Source organism: Corynebacterium stationis (genome assembly GCF_001941345.1).
Taxonomy (GTDB): Bacteria; Actinomycetota; Actinomycetes; order Mycobacteriales; family Mycobacteriaceae; genus Corynebacterium; species Corynebacterium stationis.
This window is the reverse complement of the sequence record NZ_CP009251.1, coordinates 86,542-107,304: the sequence shown is the minus strand read 5'-3', so window position 1 is coordinate 107,304 and position 20,763 is coordinate 86,542. Positions and strand designations below refer to the sequence as shown.

Genomic DNA, 20,763 nt, shown 5'->3' with positions numbered 1-20,763 from the left:
TCAGCTGCCTAGTGTTTGAAGCAGCGTGCGTTCCAGCTCTAAGAATCTAGGGCTGGTCAACGCATCGATCCCCCGCGGCTTCGGTAGGTCAACGTCGAGAATGAGGCTGACTTTCGCCGGGCGCGGGCTGAGCACCACCACGCGGTCTGAAAGCAAGATCGCTTCGCGGACATCATGGGTAATCAACAGTGCTGTCCAATTATGTTCGGCCCACACTTGTTGCAGCCAGGTTTGTAAATCCTGTTTGGTAAGCGCGTCGAGGGCGCCGAAGGGTTCATCGAGAAGCAAAGTGCTCTTGTTTTGAACCACCGTGCGCAGAAGTGCTGCCCGCTGGCGCATGCCGCCGGAAAGCTCAAACGGCAAGGAATCTTCAAAACCCGCAAGCCCAAAGCGGGGAAACCATTCCTTGACCCGTGCCCGCGCCGCGCGGCGTTTAACCCCTTGGACTTCCAGGCCGAGTGCGGCATTCGCGGCGATGCTGCGCCACGGAAACAACGCATCTTTTTGCGGCATATAGGCCACTTCCCCATCGATACCCACCGTGCCACTAGTCGGTGAATCCAAACCGGCGATGATGTTAAACAGCGTGCTCTTGCCGCAGCCAGATGGACCGATGATGGAGACAAACTCCCCGGGATTCACCGTCAAAGAGATGTCATCCAGCACTGCGCGCTGGCGGGCATCGGCAAGCGGGAAGGTGCGTGAGATGCCCTCGAGGTGCAACTGCGGTGAGGTTTTAACGCTCATTGGCAGCGGTCCTTTCTTTGATGTGCCACGGAATAACGGCCCGTTCCACCAGGTACGTGGATAGGTAGAGCACAATGCTGATCACAGCTGCGACGGTAACTGCGGCGAGCACCAAATCGGTGCGAAAAGCATTCTTTTGCACGCTCATATAAATGCCCAAGCCCTGCTTCGCGCCGACATACTCGGCGAAGATGGCGCCCACCACGGCATAAGTAATACCGATACGCAAAGAAGTGAAAAAGAGTGGCAGCGCCGACGGTAGCCGCAGGAAGAGGAACTCTTTGATGCGCCCGGCACCCATGCTGCGCAGCAACGCCGATGCTTCCCTGTCCGCACGCGCAAAACCATCGACTAGCCCGATGGTTACTGGGAAGAAGGTCACCAGAGCCACCACCAGGATCTTGGGCAGCAGCCCGAAGCCGAACCAGATGATCATCAACGGCGCGATAGCGACAATCGGAATGGTTTGGGAAGAAATCAGCAGCGGAACTAGGCCACGGCGCATCAGCGGCGAGAAATCAATAACGATAGCAATCAGCCACGCGCACGCTAATGACACCGAAAAGCCCAGTAGCGTGACATTTAAGGTAGCCAGGGCATGCGCGCCAAGTGCGTTGCGATGCTCCCAACCGGAGCTTGCCACAAGCGTTGGCGCCGGCAGCACCTGCGGGCGCACCGCGGTCAAACGCACGATTAACTCCCACGCGATAAGCAGCACGGCCAGAAAGCCTGCGGGCACCCAGATATTCTTAAAAGATAAATACTGCTTCATCAGTCCTGCAAGTATTCATTGGTGAAAAATTCTTCCCACGCAGGCTGCTTATCCAACAGTTTGCCGTTGTTATCAGTCAGCAAATCGGAATCAAAGAGGAACTGGCCGAGCTCGCTCCAGTGCTCTTCGGTTTGCACGCCGAAGTCACCGTTGTCATCGAGCATGTACTTATCCGCGAGCATCTCTTGGCTTTCCACCAGCATGTCTAGGTCAGTGAGTAGGCCAGCGTTTTCTTCCTGCAAAATCTTTGCGGCGGCTTCGGGGTCTTCCACGGAATCTTCATAGCCGCGGGCAAGGGCCTGCACAAAGCCACGCGCGGTATCCGGATTATCTTCCAACCAGGTGTTATTGCCCACCACCAAGACTTGGTACGCATCCGGGAAACCATAATCGGTGTACGCGAAAGTCTTCAGGTCCACGCCGCGGTGTTCAGCTTCGATGCCTTCCCAGGCGACATAAGGGACGGTGAAATCAACATCGCCGGAGTACAACGCCTCATAGGCAGAGGTCCCCAGCGTCACGGTTTCGAATTCGCCGTCGCCACCCGCGGATTGCACCACGCCCTGCATGGTCTTGGTCTCCGCCGGGTTATCGAATCCACCGAAGGTCAACCCGTCCAAGTCGGCAGGGCTTTGGATGTCATCACGGTCTGCCAGTACCGCCACTTCTGTGGCCCAGGTTTGTTCCACGGCGAGTACTGATTTCAGGTCCGCGCCAGAGGCCATGGACATCGATGCTGTGTCTTGGAAGCTGATGCCGAACTCGGCTTGGCCGGCATCGACAAGTACTTCGGGATTGCTGTTGTTAAACGGCAGGATTTCCACGTCGATGCCGGCTTCCTCGAAGTAGCCCTTATTCAATGCCACGTAGAGCCCAGTGTGGTTGGTATTCGGTGTCCAGTCCAGCGCGAAGCGGACGGTGGTTTTCGCATCGCTTGCCGATGCCCCCTCCGCCTCATCACCTCCCGCACAGCTAGTCAGCAAGGTAGCAAGAGCAAGGACGCCGGCTGCGGCGATGGTGCGAAGAGAAATTGATGTAGTTTTCACGGTTTTGTTATTCCTTCCAGGATTCGGCCATGCTGCGGGCAACATGCTCGGGATTCTCGGCAGCACACAGCGCGGAGACAAAGCAGACACCAGCGGCTCCAGCGGATCGCAGATCAGCGATGTCTTCTTGGAGGACGCCACCGATGGCCACGGTCGGCACTGATGACAACGCGGTCAGGTGCGCAAAGCCCGCGATGCCCAGTGCTGGTGGATGGTCGGGCTTGGTGGAAGTCGGCCGGATAACACCGACGCCGACATAATCCACGGTGCCGGTAGGAAGCGCAGCAACCGCAGCAAGGTGATCTTCGGTATTCGCGGTTAAGCCGATAATGGCATCTGTACCGAGTTCTTCGCGCGCGGTAAATGCGGCTTCATCGCCTTGGCCTAAGTGCACGCCGTCGATGGCAATGCCACGCCTTTGGGCTTCGACGGCGACATCGAGACGGTCATTGATCACTAACTTCGCGCGGCCATCGATAACAGCTGCGAGCTGCTCAAGTTGGGATAGCTGCTGGTCAAAGCTGGCATTTTTATCGCGTAGCTGCACCGTGTGCACGCCACCGTCCACGGCCAGACGTACAGTTTCCACTACGCCGCGGGTTCCACACAGCACCGGGTCGGTGACTAAATAGATGCCATAATCCTGGTTGCTGCTCATGCCGCGTACTCCCGGATGCGCTGCTCCGAGGAGATGGCGGACGGGGTGAGAGTGGAGAGGGCATCGATAAGCGAAACTGCGAAAGACCCCGGACCTGCTGCTTGCGCGGCAGCTTGTTCGGCCGCAATGCCGTAGACCGCATGCGCCGCGGCGACTGCTTCAACCGGGGAATAGGACCCGCGCACTGCGGCAAACGTGGCTATCAACGCGCCCAGCGCGCAACCACCGCCGGTGACTTTGGTTAAAAGCTCATCGCCGTTAGCCACGCGGATAACGCGGATGCCATCGGTGATGAAATCCTCCGGCCCGGATACCGCCACCACGGTGTTGAGACGCTGCGCCAAAGCAATCGCGCCCGGCGCGGCTGCTTCTGTGGAATCTGTGGAGTCCACGCCCTTGCCGCCGGCTCCTTCCCCTGCCAGGGCAAGAATCTCTGAGGCATTACCGCGAATCGCGAACGGTGTTTGCGGCGCGAGTTTCTGCGCCAAGGCTGTGCGAATGGGCAACGCGCCAATCGCTACTGGGTCCAACACCCACGGTGTTGCGGATTCGTTGGCGGCGGCGACGGCTTCTTCCATCGCTAAGCGTTGCTCCGGCGTGGGGGTTCCCAAATTCACCAGTACCCCGCCCGCGACCCGGGCGAAAGGGCCCGCTTCCCCGACGATGTCCGTCATCGCCGGCGCTGCGCCTATACCAAGCACCACATTGGCGGTGAAGTTGGTAACCACCGAATTGGTTATGCACTGCACCAAGGGATTGTGCGCGCGTAGTTCACCGAGCAATGCTGCGGCAAAAGATAAGGTCATAGCCTTTCGCTTTCTTCCTCTGACGAAGAAGAATGTGCAGCATCACCGCAGCGCTCAATAGGACACCAATGGTATCCGCGCACAGCCAGTTTCATCCGGACAATCCCTTCGCCAGTACTAACTAGATCAGGTTCGACGGGTGTTATCTCAGCCGGTCTTTACGGCACCCCGTGTCTTAACGCACTACACTAGCCCAGGCCGCGTATCCCGGCAATAACTTTTGAGTCAGAGCATGCCGAGGGAAGAATTTATGTCCTTTTCGAGCATCCAGCGTGCTACTTCGTCTCGTTTGGGTGACTCGTGTGTACCTGCTCGAGGAACACCCTGTATCCATCCACATAAAACCAGATACGCGCCGAGCCCTTCGCCGTCGGTTTGTGCTGCCAGCGGTCATAGCTTTTCCCGGCGCGTTGGACCGTGGCGAGATCGCCCTTAAGCCGGTAGTTGGTGGGTGTTGTGGTCAGCGGTGTTCTCGTCAGAAAATCCCACGTCTCTGTTATAGGGTTGCGAATCGTCGCAACAAGATCCCGCCATCCTTTTCGAGCGTCGTTGGTAGCGAAGCGGATTTCATACTCAGTCTTCTTCGGGGGTCGAGGAACCAGCTCTCCCCTCTTGGCGGGCGCCACAATTACGGTCGCTCCACGATCTCGTCGTCATCGAGCCACTCGAGGTCAGCGCTTCCCAGCCCAGCAGCAACGGCGGTGGCTGTCTCTTTCCAAGAGGTCAGCTCGGAGATTGCCAGGTGTGGTTGTTCGGTGGCAAACGAAGCGCGGGCAGCGTCGACGAGGTCCTGCGCACAGGACTCACGATCCGCTGTAGACAAGGCGAGCATCCAAGGAAAGATTTTCGTCATGCGTTCGGTGAGCGTTCCATCTTCCTCAATGGCTACGGTAATTAACTGTGCAGCAAACTCGAGAAGACGCGCGCGCCCCTCAGCCTCGCGCTGCGACATCAACACCAGCGCCTCACCGTCGCGACGCGTGATCGTGACAGGATGGTCTTCGGCTGCGGCGAAGACCTCGGCCGAGTGCTTGCTCAGATCCGAGGAGCGACGTGTCTGGTCGGGGCGATCAGCTGTAATAGGCATAACCACATCCTATTCGGAACGTATTCGGAAGTCTAGTGTTATTGTCCTCCGCAAAAACTCGAGTCCCCCATGGCCCGAGTTTTGTTACTACCCTTGATTGTCAAAGGCCCTTGTTCCCCGCCTTCTTTAGGAGCACCAATGAACAGCATGTTTATTATCTACCGAGGCAGAACTGTGACCTGGGACAATAGGCCAAACGATCCGCGTACGTGGACAGTCGTTTGTGGATCAGTATGGACAGAAGACGAGGTCCGTAGCCTGGCAGACAAGGCCCGCGCAAAAGGAACACCTCTCATCTCGGCCGAGGTACCTCTCGCATTCACCGTAAACCCTGATTCCCCACCGACATCCGTATTCATTCCAGGCCAGATCTCCATGGACCAAAACGATCCGCTGGCTGCAGAGTTCAGTGACTTTATCCCAATGAAGGCCTACTTAACGCGGGAGGAAGCAGAACGAGGAGAAGATGACTGGGATTACGTATGGGAGTTTCCTCTTCCGTGGATTGGTAGATTTATGCTCACCCCCTTTACGCTCGACCAATTCCCAGATGAACGCATGGACCCCCACAAGTTCTCGTTATAAGCGATGTACGGTTTTCTGCAGAGCCGAAGAATCTCGAAGGAGTCCCGCGTGAAATCCCTGCATAACGTACAAGCGCACAGTTTCGCTTCCGATAATTATTCGGGCATTGCTCCGGAGGTACTGGCGGCGTTGACGACAGCTAACGGCGGGCACCAAGCGGCATATGGGGCGGATGAGTACACGGCATTGCTTGACGATGTCATCGTGAAGCATTTTGGCTCCACCGCCACCGCGTATCCGGTTTTTAACGGAACTGGCGCAAACGTGGTGGGTTTGCAGGCGTTGTTGCCGCGGTGGGGTGCGGTGATTTGTGCTGCGACTGCGCACATCAATGTCGATGAAGGCGGCGCACCAGAACGCATGGGTTCCATCAAGTTATTGCCCGTGCCAACCAAGGACGGCAAGCTCACCCCGGAATTAGTCGACCGCGAGGCGTGGGGCTTTGGCAATGAGCACCGCGCGCAACCGCTGGTGGTTTCCATTACCCAGACCACAGAGATGGGTACCTGCTATACCCCAGAGGAAATTCGGGCGCTAGCGGATCATGTGCACGCTCGCGGCATGGCCCTGCACATGGATGGCGCGCGTCTTTCAAATGCAGCAGCAACTTTGGGCCTACCACTATCAGCGTTTACCACCGAGGCCGGCGTGGATGCTTTAAGCCTGGGTGGAACCAAAAATGGCGCACTGGGTGCGGAAGCCGTAGTGGTTTTAAACCCCGATGCGCTAGTCGGTGGCGCGGAGGCGTTGCCGTTTGTGCGCAAACTATCGATGCAATTAGCTTCCAAAATGCGGTTTATCTCCGCACAAATCATCGCCCTATATGAAGGCGACGTGTGGCTTAACAACGCTCGTCATTCCAACGCGATGGCCAAGCGCCTGCGCAGCAAACTTGAAGAAGCCAACCTACCAGGACTGAGCTTTACCCAAGCCACCGAATCCAACGCAGTCTTCGCCACCCTGCCCGACGGCATTGCCGATGAACTGCGCCAAGACTTCCACTTCTACGACTGGGATGCCACGCGCAATGAAGTGCGCTGGATGTGCTCCTTCGACACCACTGAAAACGACATTGACGCTTTTGCCGCAGCCATAAAACAAGTGTGGGCTTGACACCCTAGCTAAGGCGCAAATCGGTGATACACGTTGCGTCTTCTGTTCCCGTGGCAAATTCCGTTGTGCCCTCTAATCCCTGGTAATTCACCGTGATGGTACCGGCGCTTCCGCGCGGAACCCAAAACCCGGCAAAGCCATTATCGAAGGTCGTGGCGGGGCCATCGACAAGCGTTGTGCCGGTTTCCTCATCAAAGACTGATACCTCTACTGGCTCATTGTCCAGCTCTCCCACGCAGGTGGTAAGGCTGTGATAGTAGCAATCATGGGTTTGCGACACGAAGGGGGCGACCGAGACATAACTCCGGTCCTCAGGCATAGCGAGTGTCACTTCTCCCGCCTGATTGCTCAGGATCAATTCTTCGCTTCTTACTGAAGCCATCAAATCAGTAGGGCGTTCAGCGATCGGTTGCTGATCCAGATAGTCAATAATCTCGCGAGCATCCATCCCTACTAGGCCGTACGCGTTTAGTACTTCTTCCTGCTCCGCGCCCGAGGATGAACAAGCACTTAAAGCGAGCGAAGTACCGACGATTGCGCTAACAATTGATGCGCTTTTTCTCGCAGCGCGCTGGGGGCTAACTGGTTGCGATCCAGCTCCATCCTGAATATTTTCCATAGGCTAATTAATAGCACCATTTCTCCTATCCCGACAAAGAGCTAGCTTTCCTTGAAACATACCCTCTCGGGGTATACCGTTGTTCATAGCGCTTAAATATCTATCTCCGCCATATCTCGGTTTCCTAGAATCCTAAAAATTGAGAGAAGAAGTGACATGAGTACCCCACACCACGATCACAAGTCCTCAAGCCATCATGGTCATGAAGTACATAGCCATGATGAACATGCGGGTCACAGTGCCACAATGTTTAAAGACCGCTTTTGGCTGAGCCTCCTACTATCCGTCCCGGTGATTGTCTTCAGCCCCATGTTTGCCACCTTCCTGGGCTACACCGTGCCGGAATTCTCAGGTTCAACCTGGGTCGCCCCGGTTCTAGGAACCGTGATTTTCCTCTACGGCGGCAGCCCTTTCCTCCAAGGTGGCGTGTCAGAGATTCGCTCGCGTCAACCGGGCATGATGCTGCTGATTGCCATGGCGATCACAGTCGCATTTGTCGCTTCATGGGTTACCACTTTGGGCATCGGTGGTTTTGAACTCGACTTCTGGTGGGAGCTTGCCCTGCTGGTTGTCATCATGTTGTTGGGCCATTGGATGGAAATGCGGGCCCTAGGTTCTGCATCTTCTGCCCTCGATGCCTTAGCTGCCCTCCTTCCGGAGAAAGCAGAAAAGGTTGACGGCGATGCTATCCACTCGGTAGCCATCTCTGAACTTACTGCTGATGACATCGTACTAGTTCGCCCCGGCGCGCGAGTACCTGCTGACGGCACCATCATCGATGGTTTCGCCGAATTCGACGAATCGATGATCACTGGCGAATCCCAGCCTGTATATCGCAACAGTGGCGAAACAGTTATTGCCGGCACCGTGGCTACGGATAACACCGTGCGCGTCCGAGTGGAAAAGATCGGCGCTGATACCACCTTGGCTGGTATTCAACGCATGGTTGCCGAAGCACAAAATTCTTCTTCCCGTGCGCAAGCCCTGGCCGATAGGGCCGCGGCTTTGCTCTTCTGGTTTGCCTTAGCCGCTGGCATTATTACGGCCATCGTCTGGACAATCATCGGCAGCCCTGATGACGCCATTGTCCGCACCGTCACCGTGCTGGTCATTGCCTGCCCCCATGCCCTGGGCCTGGCCATCCCCCTGGTCATTGCCATCTCTACGGAACGCGCCGCCAAAACTGGCTTACTCATCAAGGACCGGCTTGCCCTTGAACGCATGCGCTCCATCGATATTGTTTTATTTGATAAAACTGGCACCTTAACCGAAGGTGCACACGCGGTCACCGGTGTCGCGGCAGCATCGGAAGTGCCGGAGGGAGATGTTCTGGCCCTAGCTTCTGCAGCTGAAATTAATAGTGAGCATCCACTAGCCCGAGCGATCGTCACTGCTGCAGCCGCGCACCCAGTGGCATCGCAAAGCCCGCGCGTTGGCTCGGATTTCCGCACCGCCGCGGGTCGTGGCGTGCAAGCAACCGTCGATGGAGAAAACATCATGGTTGGAGGCCCCAATATGCTGCGCGAGCTTGGCGTTGACTCCCCTGACTCACTGCACGACAAGATTTCTACGTGGACCTCCCGCGGCGCAGGAGTCTTGCACGTGCTTCGCAACAAGGAAGTCATTGGGGCCATAGCCGTCGAGGATCACATCCGCCCCGAATCCCGCGATGCCGTCCGAGCACTGCAAGATGCGGGTGTGAAAGTCGCGCTGATCACCGGCGATGCTTCTCAAGTTGCAGAAAGCGTGGCCCAAGAATTGGGCATCGACGAAGTCTTTGCCGAAGTTCTACCGCAGGACAAAGACACTAAAGTCGCTGAACTGCAGGAACGCGGATTCGACGTGGCCATGGTCGGCGATGGCGTCAATGACGCGCCTGCCCTGGCGCGGGCCGATATCGGCATCGCTATCGGCGCGGGCACAGATGTAGCCATGGAATCCGCTGGCGTTGTGCTCGCCAGCGATGATCCCCGCGCGGTGTTGTCCATGATCACGTTGTCCAAGGCCAGCTACTCCAAGATGGTTCAAAACTTGGTCTGGGCATCGGGCTACAACATCCTCGCGGTCCCACTCGCTGCTGGTGTACTAGCTCCCATTGGCTTTGTTCTCTCGCCAGCGGTGGGCGCAATTTTGATGTCATTGTCGACCATAATCGTGGCCTTCAATGCCCAACTTTTAAGAAGGATCGATCTAAAACCAACGCATGTAGCACCCGCTACCTCAAGCGAAAAACTTCAACCATAAACGCTTGATGATAAAGCTTTCTAAACCATAATTTTCTCAACCTCAGAAAGGTTTCACATGAAACATTCCACTTCTCTCATCGCTCTCACGCTCGCCGCTGCTCTTACCTTGAGTGCCTGCAGCGACGCCTCAGATTCCGCAGAGCCTGCGCCGGCTACTTCCGAAAGGGCCGATAGCTCGGACAACGCTGCGACTTCAGAAAACGCAACGGAGGACGAAGGGCACAAAGACATGGCTCACGACCATCCTGAAGACGGCGGCGCTCCCCCAGCCGGAATTGAGGAAGCAGAAAACCCGACCTACCCCGTCGGCGCTGAGGTCACCTTGACCGCGGATCACATGCCCGGCATGGATGGCGCAACCGCAACCATCTCCGGCGCCTTTGATACTACGACCTATTCCGTGAGCTACACCCCCACTAACGGCGATGCTCCAGTTACTGATCACCGTTGGGTTGTGCACGAAGAACTCGTGGATCCCGGCGAAGCACCGCTTGCTGATGGCGCCAAGGCAGTGATGACCGCTGAGCACATGCCCGGGATGAAAGACGCCGAGGCCACGATTGATTACTCCACGCAGGAAACGGTGTACATGGTTGACATTAATAATGATGAGATGACCATGAAAAACCATAAGTGGGTTACCGAAAGCGAAATCGAACCCGCTCAGTAACCCATCAGCCTAAGGCAGCTTGTGACCCGCTGCCTGAATAAGGCTGTACCATTCAGCGCGGGCTAGCGGAATATCTGAACCCGCTGCGGCATCGACGATGCGAGAGGGCGTCGTCGTGCCCAGCACAACCTGCATGTTCGCAGGATGACGCGTGATCCAGGCACACGCAACGGCGATGGGTTCCACGCTATATTTCTCAGCGAGACGCTCAATCTCAGCATTGAGTTCCGGATAGTCTGGCGAGCCCAGGAAGATTCCCGGCTCACTCCCTTTTGCAAAGGCGACCAAGCCTGCAGCGTGATGTCATTAACCCGCGCATAGTCCACTAGACCACCACCATCGCGGGTAAAAGCATCATCCGACGTTGTCATATTCGACGTCATGCCCTGCGCAACCAAAGCAGAATGTGTAATTGACAGCTGCACCTGGTTGATCAGAATCGGCTGCTCCACGGCAGTCTTGAGCAGACCAGTCTGACGTGGAGTGTGATTGGAGACGCCAAAAGCGCGCACCTACCCAGATCTGCTCGCCGCCAAGGGCCGTTTTGCGTCTTTCTGGCAGCAGCATAGATCTGCCGATAACTGACAGTTCGGAACGAACCAAGTATAGGGACGGTAAAACAACAGGGATGACGCCAGAAACGGGTTACAAATGAGCCGGCTGCTCCACTATTCTTATATTCATGGAGTGGTTCACGCCTTCGCTACCGGCTTATGCTCAGATTGCACAAACCCTACGCACTCAAATTGAAAACAAAGAGCTTGGCCCTGACGACAAACTGCCTGCTGAACGGTCCCTTATGGAGCAGTTCAAGGTATCACGCATGACTATTCGTCATGCGCTAAAAATTTTGAGAAGCGAAGGGCTAATTTATAGCAAACGCGGCAGAGGCGGCGGTACCTTTATCGCTACTGCTCCGCCACTGGTTGAAATCAACCGCATGGAAGGCTTCTTGCCCCAGCTGCGTGAAAGAGACATGAAGGTAGACTCCACTCTCATCCATACCGATTTAGTGACCGCCACTGAAAAGCACCGGGCAGCCTTGGGTCTATCTAAAGGCGAACAACTTTTCAACGTTGTTCGCCTTCGAACTGTAAATAATTCTCCTATGCTCATCGAGGATTCTTATTTCCCAGTTACTGTTGCGCCAGACCTCCTTCACCAAGATTTGGAAGGGTCACTTTATGAGCTTCTTACCGATGTCTACCGGCACAAACCAACAGCCAAATGGGAATCTTTCTTACCGTTTGCTGCTCAAACCCGAGAACAACAATTACTCAAAGTGCCAGCACAACATCCACTACTGAAAATCCACCGTGTAGCTTATGACCAATCCAATAGCCCAGTTGAGTACTCAGAAGATATTTTGCGCTGCGACTCTGCTCAAGTGATGGTCACTACGAACCTTCAAGCGCAACAACTTCCGCAGCTAGATCATCCATAGTTGAATAATGAGCGGCCAAACGTGGGGTTTCAATGGCGCCACCAATGCCCACCACCCGCATTCCTAAGCTGTCGGCAGCAGTAAGGCCCGCGTTTGAGTCTTCAAAAACCAAGATTTCTTGTGCTTTAACCGCTAGGAGCTGGGCACCCAATGCAAACCCCTCTGGATCGGGTTTTCCTGCTTGGACATCTTCAATGGTCACCAGGCAGTTCAGCTCTTCCGCCAACCCGTACTCCGCAAGCACCGGTTCAATCATGGACCTTAAGGTCCCAGTTACGATCCCGACTTTCTTGTCATTGTTAAGTAGCCACTTCACGAAAGCAACGGAATCTGGTGTCAAGCACCCAGCAGAAATGCTAGCCGCCGGATAGATATCAGCTAAGGCACTCAAAAACTCGTTGATCCGAGCACCTTCACCACGGTGCTCAAGTACAGCCTGCGCGATATCAGGGTCTGAGCGCCCCAACAGTGCCGCATATTCTCCCGGATCCAACCGAGTCAATCCCAACTGCAATAGAGCCGAATCATAGGCCTGCTCCAAGAGACCTTCGTCGTTACTTAAGGTTCCGTTGAAATCAAAAAGGATTCCTCTAGATACTCCTATTAGTTCCTCTACCCGCACTTTTCCTCCTTTAATCGTGGACTCTTCTTAACCTAAGCCATTTCTTTAAAGGTCCGGAAGAGTTAGTTAAAGGTCTATAAAAAGCTTCTTCTAACGTTTACTTCAACGGTACTTCTTCGCAATATCGATCCTCCATACTCGTTTATGACGCTGACGCACGCTGTGAAAAGCAGAAAGTACGCTAATACTTTTGGTCAGCCACTACTTTGCTTTTAAAAATTGAAAGGCTCAACCATGTCTATTCGTCACTTCTTCTCACGGCGCACGGTTACTCTCGGCACCGCGACTCTTCTCACCAGCTCCCTTCTCGTAGCTTGTGGCAGTGCATCCAGTGAGACCACCGATGCAAGCGCTATCGGTTCGGATCTGGATGAAATTGTTTCTTTAGCTCAAGATGAAGGCGAAGTGCGACTCATCGCATACCCAGAGACTTGGGCGAACTACAAGGGCCACTTTGAAGAATTTGAAGAAAAATATGGCGTTGATATCCTCGTGGATTCACCGGACGCCTCCTCCGCTGAAGAGCTCGAAGCCGTAAAGAACCTTCGCGGCCAAGACAACCAACCAGATGTTCTTGATATTGGGTACTCTTTCACCACCCCAGCTAAGTCTCAGGAATTGGTAGAGGAATATCGTCCATCAAATTGGGACTCCATCCCAGATAATCTGAAAGACCCTGAGGGTGAATGGGTTGGTGCTTACTATGGCGTGCTTTCCGTTGCAGTTAACACCGATGAAGTTGACGTTCCCACGAGCTTTGAGGATTTGAAGGATCCTCAATACCGCGGAAAGGTTGCTTTGCCTGGTGATCCACGCCAGGGAGCGTCTTCAATCGCGACAGTCTTCGCGGCTTCGTTAGCCAACGGCGGATCCCTTGATGATATTCAGCCGGGTATTGACTACTTCGCGGAACTAGCAGAAATGGGCAACTTGGTACCAGTATCTGATGCTTCATCAGCATTAACGACCGGTGAAGCAGCCGTGGTCTTTGACTGGAATTACAACTGGGCTGGCCGTGCTGAGCAGTTGGAAAAAGACGGGGTCAACTTTGAAACCATCGTTCTAGAAGATGGCGTTTTCGGTAACTACTACGCGCAGCCAGTTACCATTTCTTCTCCACACCCAAACGCTGCTCGCCTGTGGGTAGATTGGCTCACCTCTGATGAAGGTTCGGAGCAGTACGCTCTTGGCGGCGCAATCCCGGCGCGCTTTACTGAACTTGCTGAGGCAGGCAAGCTTTCCGATGAAGCCTTGGACAACCTCCCAGATCCAGAGATCTTGGAGAAGGTTGAGCTTCCTACCCCAGAGCAAGGCGATGCTGCTAATAGCGTCATTGCCGCCGAATGGGCCCAAAAGGTCAAGTACTAATGACCCCTTCGCTTTCTCCTGAAGTTCAGGAGCAACCTGCTCCGCCTAAACAGAAGAAATTCTCGTACTCTCTTTCTGGTGTCATTGGTGCGCTCCCCTTCTTCGCATTCGTTGCTGCTTTTCTCATTATTCCCATCCTGACCAATGTCTTAAAAGCTTTTCAGGACCCGGCCGGTAATCCATCGACTGCTTCTATGACAGAGGCAATGGGAACCGGATACCGATCAGCATTTGCACTGACTTTTGGTCTGTCCATTCTCACCGCCGTGGTAGGTGGTGTACTCGGTCTCGTCCTCGCTTGGGCTCTCACCACTCCTGCGGGACCAAAATGGCTCAATGGCCTGGTCAATAGCTTTTCTGCTCTTGCTGCTCAATCTGGTGGCGTGCAGTTGGCCTACGGATTTGTTGCGCTTCTGGGTACCCAAGGTTTGATGACCAAGGCCGTAGAACGCTTCTACCCGGGCTTTTCTGAGGCATTCTCGCTTACCGATTTCTGGGGAGTTGCCCTAGTCTATCTATATTTCCAAATTCCTTTGATGACCGTTCTCATGCTTCCCGCTATGGCCGGATTAAAAAAGGAATGGTTCAACGCGGCCTCTTCTTTAGGGGCAACCCGCACGCAATATCTCAAAGATATTGCTCTTCCGGTGTTGTGGCCTTCGATGCTCGGCTCTGTCCTGCTACTTTTCGCTAATGCCTTTGCCGCATACGCTACTGCTTATGCGCTAGCAGGTGGTTCGCTGAACTTGGTCCCTATTGTTATCGGCTTCCTCATCAGCGGAAATGTTTTGTTAAACCCTAGCCTCGCTGCGGCAATGGTTACCTGGATGATGCTCATCATTATCGTCTCTATGGGTTTGCGCATGATTTTGTCTCGAAGGAGCAATAAATGGCTCAGCAATTAATTACTCCCGTGCCAACTCCAGCGGCTCACAAGGCCAACAACTCTACGGCTGTTACGGCGGTCTTCATCATCGCGCTGGTTTTCTTTTTCGCTCCTTGGGTAGCCGCAGCCATCTTTGGCTTCTCGCGGCCCGGCGAAGGGTTTACTTTCGGTCCGCTCGTAGAAGCCTTCGAAAACCCTCGTGCCTGGCGCGCATTGCGGGACACTTTGTTGCTCGCAGTAGCAACTACCGTGGTTATGTTGGTTCTCCTAGTTCCTACCATTGTTTATCTGAATCTGAATTCTCCGAAGCTAGCGAAAGCCGCTGAGACTCTATCGGTACTTCCCATTGTTATCCCAGCAGTAGCTCTAGTTTCTGGCGTTTCGGAGTTTTACCGCGCCGTGGCACCTGGCTTCCTTATTTCCTTATGGTCTTTGGTACCTCTGTACGTCATCATCGCCATGCCTTTGTGTTACCGGGCTATTGATGCCGGCGTTAAAGCCCTGGATCTCCGCACGCTCTTTTCTGCGTCCTCTTCTCTGGGTGCTTCCAATCTGCAGACGCTTATCCGAGTAGTTATTCCTAATCTTCGCGTCTCGATGTTGTCGGCATCCCTCTTGTGCATAGCTCTAGTTCTGGCCGAATTCGCCATGGCGTCTTTGCTGTTGCACTACACCTTCCCGGTATTCATTGTGGAAGTTTCCCGCAATAACCCACGCGGCATCGCCGCACTCTCTTTCATCACGATCCTGTTGACTTGGGCGCTACTGAGCATCATCTCTGCGACTTCCAAGGCTGACAAAACTAAGAATCAGAAAGGCGATTAAGCATGACGCAGCCTCGCATTCAGTTGAAAAATGTTACTAAGTCCTATGGTTCTAAGACTGTGCTCAATAATCTGAACCTCCATTTGGGCGACGCCGAAATGGTTGCACTCTTAGGGCCATCCGGTTGTGGAAAGTCCACAACGTTAAAGGTTCTGGCGGGACTTGAGCACTCTGACTCTGGTGAAATCCTGGTCGATGGCAAGAATATTTCGAAGGTCCCCACCCGCAAACACAACATGGGCATTGTCTTCCAAGCTTACTCTCTTTTCCCGCACATGACTGCTAAAGACAACGTGGGCTATGGCCTTCGAATCCGTGGCACTGACACGGCTGCACGTCGAAAGCGTGCTGAAGAATTGCTTGAGCTCGTAGGTCTTTCCGAGCATATGGATAAATTCCCAGTTCAGATGTCTGGTGGACAGCAACAGCGTGTAGCGCTCGCTCGTGCTCTAGCTATCTCTCCTGAATTACTCCTGCTGGATGAACCTCTTTCTGCGCTGGACGCAAAGGTACGTTCCCAATTGCGCGATGAAATCCGCCGTATTCAACTGTCAGAAGGCATCTCAACTCTTTTAGTCACCCATGACCAAGAAGAAGCTCTTGTGATGGCTGACCGAATTGGTGTGATGAACGCAGGAATCATCGAACAGATCGGAACCCCTAGCGAGCTTTATCACCAGCCAAAATCAGCCTTCATTTCCGAGTTCGTTGGTGTAGTCAACCGTCTTCCTGGAATCTTGCATGATGGTCATATCCACGTTCTGGGTTCTTCATTGTTCGTGACCAATGAACACCAGTTCGCTAGTGGCGACACCGCTGTTGCGCTTGTCCGTCCTGAGGAAATTGAAGTTAATGCGGATCCCGCTGGTAAGCACGTAGTACTTAATAAGCAGTTGCGCGGCATCTTCACCTCAGTCACCCTCACAGGTCCTGAGCGTTCCCCCATCCGCGTGGACATGTCCAGCCGCAATGCTGAAGCTTTGCAGATTGGCGAACCCGCGAGCCTGCGTATACAGCGCGATGACACCGTTATTGGTTCTCCCACGAAAAAAGAATCAGAAAGTTTGATGGAATATCAGGAGGAAATTCTCTAATGCGTTATCCAATCCCTGGACTTAGTCCAGCCCGTGAAAGCAATAGGCGCCGCATCTTGCTCATCGGTCTCGATGGGCTGCGTTGGGACATTGCTGCTGAAGATCATGTGGGGTCTACCCTAAAATCACTGGCTGAAGCAGGCTCTTTCCATGAGATGACCATGGAAGCACCAACTATTTCTGCCCCAGGTTGGGGAAGTATTCTTACCGGCTCTACCCACGCTCAACATGGCTTGAAAGACAATTCCTGCGTGGGCGGTAGAACTTGGAATCGCCCTGACTTCTTGGCTCAGTGCTTTTACCAGGACCAGGACACCCATACTTTCGCAGCTGCTGGGTGGCCAGTGCTAGTAGATCCACATGGTCTTGGCCCTATTATTCATCCCCGAATGGAACAGCAATACGCTGGCCTTCACCGCGTCATTGTTCGCGACGGAGAGACCTTTGGCTACCCAGTAATTGATGCTGAAATCACCGATATCACCCTTGCCGCATTGAAATCTGGTTCATTTGATGTGGGATTTACCTACTGCTGCGATGTTGACGACGCCGGCCATATCCACGGGCTTGAGGGTAACCACTATCGTGACGCAATCAAGCGTGTCGATGCCCACGTCAAAGCCCTAACCGACCTCATCTCCGTACGCCACGAAACATTTGCTGAAGACTGGCTGGTCGTCATCACCACCGACCACGGCCACGTAGATGAAGGTGGCCATGGCGGTGATACCGCACGCGAAAAAGAATCTTGGGTAATCGCCTGGTCTCCCGATGGTTATACACCAGACTGGGAAAAGGAGCTACGCCCAGAAGAGATCACTCCGCTCATCTTGCGTGAACGGGAAGCTTAAGGTTAAGGAAGCTTGTGACCCGCTGCTTGAAGAAGTCCGTACCACTCAGCGCGGGTCAGCCGGATATCGGAACCAGCGGCAGCATCGACGATGCGTGACGGTGTTGTAGTGCCGAGGACAACCTGCATATTCGCAGGGTGTCGTGTAATCCACGCGCCCGCAATCGCGATCGGTTTCACGCCATATTTCGTGGCTAGGCGTTCAATCTCAGCGTTGAGTTCCGGATAGTCTAGGGAACCTAAGAAGATGCCTGGCTCATGGCCTATTTGAATTGGCGACCATGCTTGCAGCGTAATCTTATTCACCCGCGCGTAGTCCACTAGACCGCCACCATCGCGCGTAAACGCATCATCCGACGTTGTCATATTGGATGTCATACCCTGCGCAACCAACGAAGAATGCGTGATAGAAAACTGCACCTGGTTCACAAGAAGTGGCTGTTTCACAGCAGTCTTGAGCAGATCAATCTGACGCGGAGTGTGGTTCGATACGCCAAAGGCACGCACCTTGCCGGCTGCCTCAAGTTCATCAAAGGCACGCGCTACTTCTTCTGTTTCCACCAGTGCATCGGGACGGTGCAGCAACAGCACATCAAGGTATTCCGTGTTCAGTGATTTCAAGGATTCATCTACTGAGGAAACAATATGCTCGTAGGACTGGTCGTATCCCCACGGGTCTTCAACGATTCCCGTCTTCGACTGCAGAGTAACTTCTTCACGTTCTGAGGAAGAAAGTTTTACGGCTTCAGCGAACCTACGCTCACACAGATGGTATCCACCGTTGGGAAAGTTGAAGCCATAGAGATCCGCATGATCAAAGTAGCTGACGCCAGCCTCACGCGCGGCATCGTATAAACCACGAATCTCCGCGTCAGACTTATCTCCGATGCGCATCATTCCCGCGATAATGTTGGGTACTTGTTGCCCGCTGCTGCCTAGTTCAACGCTTCGCATAAATCTTCCTCTTGGCTTGTAGTCCACTCGGATCTGTTGCGGGCGAGTCTAGCCTTTTATGCGCGCAGAAGATCCAAGTACGCCTCCAGCTGATTAAGGATCCGCTCCTCATTAAAACCGTCTGGGTCCATAACCGCGGTGATCTGCGAGCCTTGCAAGAATACCGCTAAAAGCTCCGCTGTGCTCTCGATGTCAGCAATTGAACGAAGCAGCCCATCTTCTTTAGCTTCCTTGAGCATGGTGGCTATCATCTCGCACCACCGATTCGTTGAAACCGCAGCAAGTGCCGCACGTTTCTCATCTTGGGCAGCGCTGTCCCAGAATGACACAACTATCCGCGCCTCATCACGCAGTCGTTCAGTAACTGGGAGGACTTCCAGGCACATCGCACGCAGTGCTTCAAACCCACGCAGGCCTTCGATGGACTTCCTAATACGCTCTTCGGTAGAGCTATAAACGTGTTCAAACGTGGCCTCTAAAAGGTCCATCTTGGTGTGAAAATACGGCTTTAACGCACCATTGGCATAGCCTGCTTCTTCAGCAATCTGCCGCATAGTGGCACCAGCTAGTCCCCGGCGCGCAATAACCCGCCACGTTGATTCAACAAGCTCCCGCTTGCGCTGTACATGGTCAACTACTTTTGGCATTCATTTTCTCCACTCAATAGTGCTGTTGACATTGTACTAAGCACTCCGCTGCTCAAGTTGGTTGTTGCGTGGTTCAAACTAATTTCAGATATCCCCTTGCCAATGCGTCACTTCAAGTTTATCCTCTACACCAGTAGAACTTAAACGTGGTGTGAACCACTTTAAAAACGTAGAGAGATTCACGTCAATCCTTATTCCCGGCAGAAAAGACCGATATGGCTACTTCACCGTCACAACAAGACACTCGCAATGGGCTCAAAAGCGGAAAGCTGTCCACGGCGTCATTGGTATTTATCATCATCGCGGCATCGGCACCTTTGACAGTGCTCGCTGGTGGTGCGCCCACTAACTACGCGGTTGCAGGACTGCTCGGAGTGCCCATCGGGTACGTGGTGCTTGGCATCATCCTGGCGCTTTTCGCCGTGGGCTATGGGCGCATGGCCAGCCAGATTCAATCCTCAGGCGCTTTCTACGTCTTCATTGCGCGTGGATTGGGACTGCGCCAAGGAATCGCGGGCGCTATTTTGGCGCTCGTTGCGTATAACCTCATGCAAATTGGCCTTTATGGACTCTTCGGGTTCTCCGCGGCCAATGCTTTGACAGCATTGGCCGGAATTGAGCTGCCCTGGTGGTTGCTTGGCATCGTGGGATGGCTCATCGTTGGCATCTTGGGCGTGAACAACATCGATTTCTCGGCCAAGGTACTTGGCGTCATCGTCACCTTGGAATTCTTGGTGGTCATTGTCTTCTCCGTCATGGCGATTGCCAATGCCCCAGAAGGAGTCAGCACCAGCGGTTGGCAGCCAGATCAGTTCTTCACCCCAGGCATCGGTGTGCTTTTAGCCTTTACGATGGCCGCTTTCATGGGCTTTGAATCCGGCGCTATCTACTCCGAGGAAGCCAAGAACCCTGAGCGTACTGTTTCACGTGCAACATATATTGCCGTCGGCATTATCGCTGCTTTTTATGCGTTCTCCGCGTGGGCGTTGCAGATGGGCGTGGGTCCAGGGAGCATCGTTAGCCAAGCGCAAGAATTTGGTCCCGACCTGGTCTTTGTCTGGCTCGCGGACTTTAGCACCACCGCATCCAATGCCGCGCACCTGCTTTTTGTCACCAGCCTCATGGCGGCGTTGATTGCTTTTCACAATGCTGCGGCGAGGTATTTCTTCTCCCTTGGGCAATCCGGGGTTCTTCCTGCAGCCTTCGGAAGAACCGCGAAGAACGGTGCGCCGATTGGTGGCTCGCTGGCGCAATCCATCCTGGCGATTGTCGTGCTGGCCGTCTTTGCCATCGTCGGCAGTGGCTCGGAACAAGAATTCCTGTTTCCAGTGGCGACCTTATTTACCTGGTTTACCAACGCCGCGGCCTTTGGCCTGACCTTCCTGCTGGCTGTCACCAGCTTTGCCGTAATGGTGTGGGCGAACCGTTACCACCGCGAGTACAGCGTGTTTGTGAAAACTATCGCGCCGCTGCTCGCCGGCATCGGTATGGCGGCGGTGACCGCGCTGATTCTCATCAACTTCAACCTCATGATGGACACCGAAGACTTCTTCATGATTTGGATCATGCCGGCCATCATCTTAGGTTCCGGGCTCATTGGCCTTATCTGGGGTGAGATTTTGATCCGCCGCAACACCATGAACTCCGCGCACATCACGGGCGAGGTAGCGGAGATAGAACCTGAGCCCGCGGCGCCGGTGTAGGCGTTTGCCTACTCGAAGCCA

At 54.2% G+C, this 20,763-nt stretch carries 22 protein-coding genes and 1 riboswitch; of the genes, 11 read left to right on the top strand and 11 right to left on the bottom strand.

What is annotated here, in order from left to right; genetic code table 11:
* The 6 genes from CSTAT_RS00560 to CSTAT_RS00530 all read right to left on the bottom strand — a co-directional run bounded on the left by CSTAT_RS00560 (window position 1) and on the right by CSTAT_RS00530 (window position 5,116).
* The gene (locus tag CSTAT_RS00560; RefSeq protein WP_075722111.1) at window positions 1-747 is read right to left on the bottom strand and encodes an ABC transporter ATP-binding protein; all 747 of its coding nucleotides are present in this window, start codon (window positions 745-747) and stop codon (window positions 1-3) included.
* Window positions 737-1,519 carry an ABC transporter permease gene (locus CSTAT_RS00555; RefSeq protein WP_075722110.1) on the bottom strand — a complete coding sequence of 261 codons (783 nt, stop codon included), beginning with the start codon at window positions 1,517-1,519 and terminating at the stop codon, window positions 737-739. Before CSTAT_RS00555 ends, CSTAT_RS00560 begins: the two co-directional genes overlap by 11 nt.
* Window positions 1,519-2,565, bottom strand: a complete 1,047-nt coding sequence (locus tag CSTAT_RS00550) for an ABC transporter substrate-binding protein (RefSeq protein WP_083640565.1) — start codon at window positions 2,563-2,565, stop codon at window positions 1,519-1,521. Before CSTAT_RS00550 ends, CSTAT_RS00555 begins: the two co-directional genes overlap by 1 nt.
* A gap of 7 nt (window positions 2,566-2,572) precedes the next feature.
* A complete protein-coding gene (gene thiE, locus CSTAT_RS00545) occupies window positions 2,573-3,223 on the bottom strand; it encodes a thiamine phosphate synthase (RefSeq protein ID WP_075722108.1) in 651 nt (216 codons plus the stop codon).
* The gene (gene thiM / locus CSTAT_RS00540; RefSeq protein WP_075722107.1) at window positions 3,220-4,029 is read right to left on the bottom strand and encodes a hydroxyethylthiazole kinase; all 810 of its coding nucleotides are present in this window, start codon (window positions 4,027-4,029) and stop codon (window positions 3,220-3,222) included. The genes thiE and thiM overlap by 4 nt, the downstream gene beginning before the upstream one ends.
* 85 nt (window positions 4,030-4,114) lie before the next feature.
* Window positions 4,115-4,210, bottom strand: a riboswitch (TPP riboswitch).
* Between the two features lie 447 nt (window positions 4,211-4,657).
* Window positions 4,658-5,116 (bottom strand): type II toxin-antitoxin system Phd/YefM family antitoxin, encoded by a 459-nt coding sequence (locus tag CSTAT_RS00530; RefSeq protein ID WP_066839026.1) that lies wholly within the window; start codon window positions 5,114-5,116, stop codon window positions 4,658-4,660.
* A gap of 138 nt (window positions 5,117-5,254) precedes the next feature.
* Here CSTAT_RS00530 and CSTAT_RS00525 point away from each other — a divergent pair, with 138 nt between their 5' ends.
* Together CSTAT_RS00525 and CSTAT_RS00520 are read left to right on the top strand one after the other, a co-directional pair.
* Window positions 5,255-5,701 carry a hypothetical protein gene (locus tag CSTAT_RS00525; RefSeq protein WP_066792020.1) on the top strand — a complete coding sequence of 149 codons (447 nt, stop codon included), beginning with the start codon at window positions 5,255-5,257 and terminating at the stop codon, window positions 5,699-5,701.
* 48 nt (window positions 5,702-5,749) lie between these two features.
* Window positions 5,750-6,814, top strand: coding sequence for a threonine aldolase family protein (locus CSTAT_RS00520; RefSeq protein ID WP_075722106.1), 1,065 nt, complete (start codon window positions 5,750-5,752; stop codon window positions 6,812-6,814).
* Window positions 6,815-6,818: 4 nt separating this feature from the next.
* On the opposite strand, the gene CSTAT_RS00515 is transcribed toward CSTAT_RS00520, so the two are convergent.
* On the bottom strand, window positions 6,819-7,433 hold the full coding sequence (locus CSTAT_RS00515; protein ID WP_075722105.1) for a CueP family metal-binding protein: 615 nt from the start codon (window positions 7,431-7,433) through the stop codon (window positions 6,819-6,821).
* Window positions 7,434-7,589: 156 nt separating this feature from the next.
* Here CSTAT_RS00515 and CSTAT_RS00510 point away from each other — a divergent pair, with 156 nt between their 5' ends.
* On the top strand, window positions 7,590-9,677 hold the full coding sequence (locus CSTAT_RS00510) for a heavy metal translocating P-type ATPase (protein WP_075722104.1): 2,088 nt from the start codon (window positions 7,590-7,592) through the stop codon (window positions 9,675-9,677).
* 57 nt (window positions 9,678-9,734) lie between these two features.
* Window positions 9,735-10,349 carry a YdhK family protein gene (locus CSTAT_RS00505; RefSeq protein ID WP_075722103.1) on the top strand — a complete coding sequence of 205 codons (615 nt, stop codon included), beginning with the start codon at window positions 9,735-9,737 and terminating at the stop codon, window positions 10,347-10,349.
* A gap of 9 nt (window positions 10,350-10,358) precedes the next feature.
* Here the strand turns inward: CSTAT_RS00505 and CSTAT_RS13715 are convergent, their stop codons facing one another.
* Window positions 10,359-10,637, bottom strand: coding sequence for an aldo/keto reductase (locus CSTAT_RS13715; protein WP_228385286.1), 279 nt, complete (start codon window positions 10,635-10,637; stop codon window positions 10,359-10,361).
* A 394-nt stretch (window positions 10,638-11,031) separates the two neighbouring features.
* Here CSTAT_RS13715 and CSTAT_RS00495 point away from each other — a divergent pair, with 394 nt between their 5' ends.
* Window positions 11,032-11,793: a GntR family transcriptional regulator gene (locus CSTAT_RS00495; RefSeq protein WP_066792012.1), complete on the top strand. Its 762-nt coding sequence runs from the start codon at window positions 11,032-11,034 to the stop codon at window positions 11,791-11,793.
* Here the strand turns inward: CSTAT_RS00495 and CSTAT_RS00490 are convergent.
* Window positions 11,747-12,415, bottom strand: a complete 669-nt coding sequence (locus CSTAT_RS00490; protein WP_075722102.1) for an HAD family hydrolase — start codon at window positions 12,413-12,415, stop codon at window positions 11,747-11,749. The two genes, CSTAT_RS00495 and CSTAT_RS00490, sit on opposite strands and share 47 nt — an antisense overlap.
* Before the next feature lie 234 nt (window positions 12,416-12,649).
* Here CSTAT_RS00490 and CSTAT_RS00485 point away from each other — a divergent pair, with 234 nt between their 5' ends.
* Genes CSTAT_RS00485 through CSTAT_RS00465 form a run of 5 tightly spaced genes read left to right on the top strand, consistent with a single transcriptional unit; the run spans window position 12,650 to window position 17,439 of the window.
* Window positions 12,650-13,783: an ABC transporter substrate-binding protein gene (locus CSTAT_RS00485; RefSeq protein WP_075722101.1), complete on the top strand. Its 1,134-nt coding sequence runs from the start codon at window positions 12,650-12,652 to the stop codon at window positions 13,781-13,783.
* Entirely contained in the window at window positions 13,783-14,688 is a 906-nt protein-coding gene (locus CSTAT_RS00480; protein WP_075722100.1) for an ABC transporter permease, read from the top strand. The genes CSTAT_RS00485 and CSTAT_RS00480 overlap by 1 nt, the downstream gene beginning before the upstream one ends.
* Window positions 14,673-15,494, top strand: a complete 822-nt coding sequence (locus tag CSTAT_RS00475; RefSeq protein ID WP_083640560.1) for an ABC transporter permease — start codon at window positions 14,673-14,675, stop codon at window positions 15,492-15,494. Before CSTAT_RS00480 ends, CSTAT_RS00475 begins: the two co-directional genes overlap by 16 nt.
* Window positions 15,495-15,496: 2 nt before the next feature.
* Entirely contained in the window at window positions 15,497-16,588 is a 1,092-nt protein-coding gene (locus tag CSTAT_RS00470; protein WP_075722099.1) for an ABC transporter ATP-binding protein, read from the top strand.
* Window positions 16,588-17,439 (top strand): alkaline phosphatase family protein, encoded by an 852-nt coding sequence (locus CSTAT_RS00465; RefSeq protein WP_075722098.1) that lies wholly within the window; start codon window positions 16,588-16,590, stop codon window positions 17,437-17,439. Before CSTAT_RS00470 ends, CSTAT_RS00465 begins: the two co-directional genes overlap by 1 nt.
* A gap of 2 nt (window positions 17,440-17,441) precedes the next feature.
* Here CSTAT_RS00465 and CSTAT_RS00460 read toward each other — a convergent pair whose 3' ends face one another.
* Both CSTAT_RS00460 and CSTAT_RS00455 read right to left on the bottom strand, forming a co-directional pair.
* The gene (locus tag CSTAT_RS00460; protein ID WP_075722097.1) at window positions 17,442-18,392 is read right to left on the bottom strand and encodes an aldo/keto reductase; all 951 of its coding nucleotides are present in this window, start codon (window positions 18,390-18,392) and stop codon (window positions 17,442-17,444) included.
* 56 nt (window positions 18,393-18,448) lie between these two features.
* Window positions 18,449-19,039: a TetR/AcrR family transcriptional regulator gene (locus tag CSTAT_RS00455; RefSeq protein WP_075722096.1), complete on the bottom strand. Its 591-nt coding sequence runs from the start codon at window positions 19,037-19,039 to the stop codon at window positions 18,449-18,451.
* A gap of 215 nt (window positions 19,040-19,254) precedes the next feature.
* On the opposite strand from CSTAT_RS00455, the gene CSTAT_RS00450 reads away from it, so the two are divergent.
* Window positions 19,255-20,742, top strand: coding sequence for an APC family permease (locus CSTAT_RS00450; RefSeq protein ID WP_075722095.1), 1,488 nt, complete (start codon window positions 19,255-19,257; stop codon window positions 20,740-20,742).
* Window positions 20,743-20,763 lie beyond the last annotated feature (21 nt).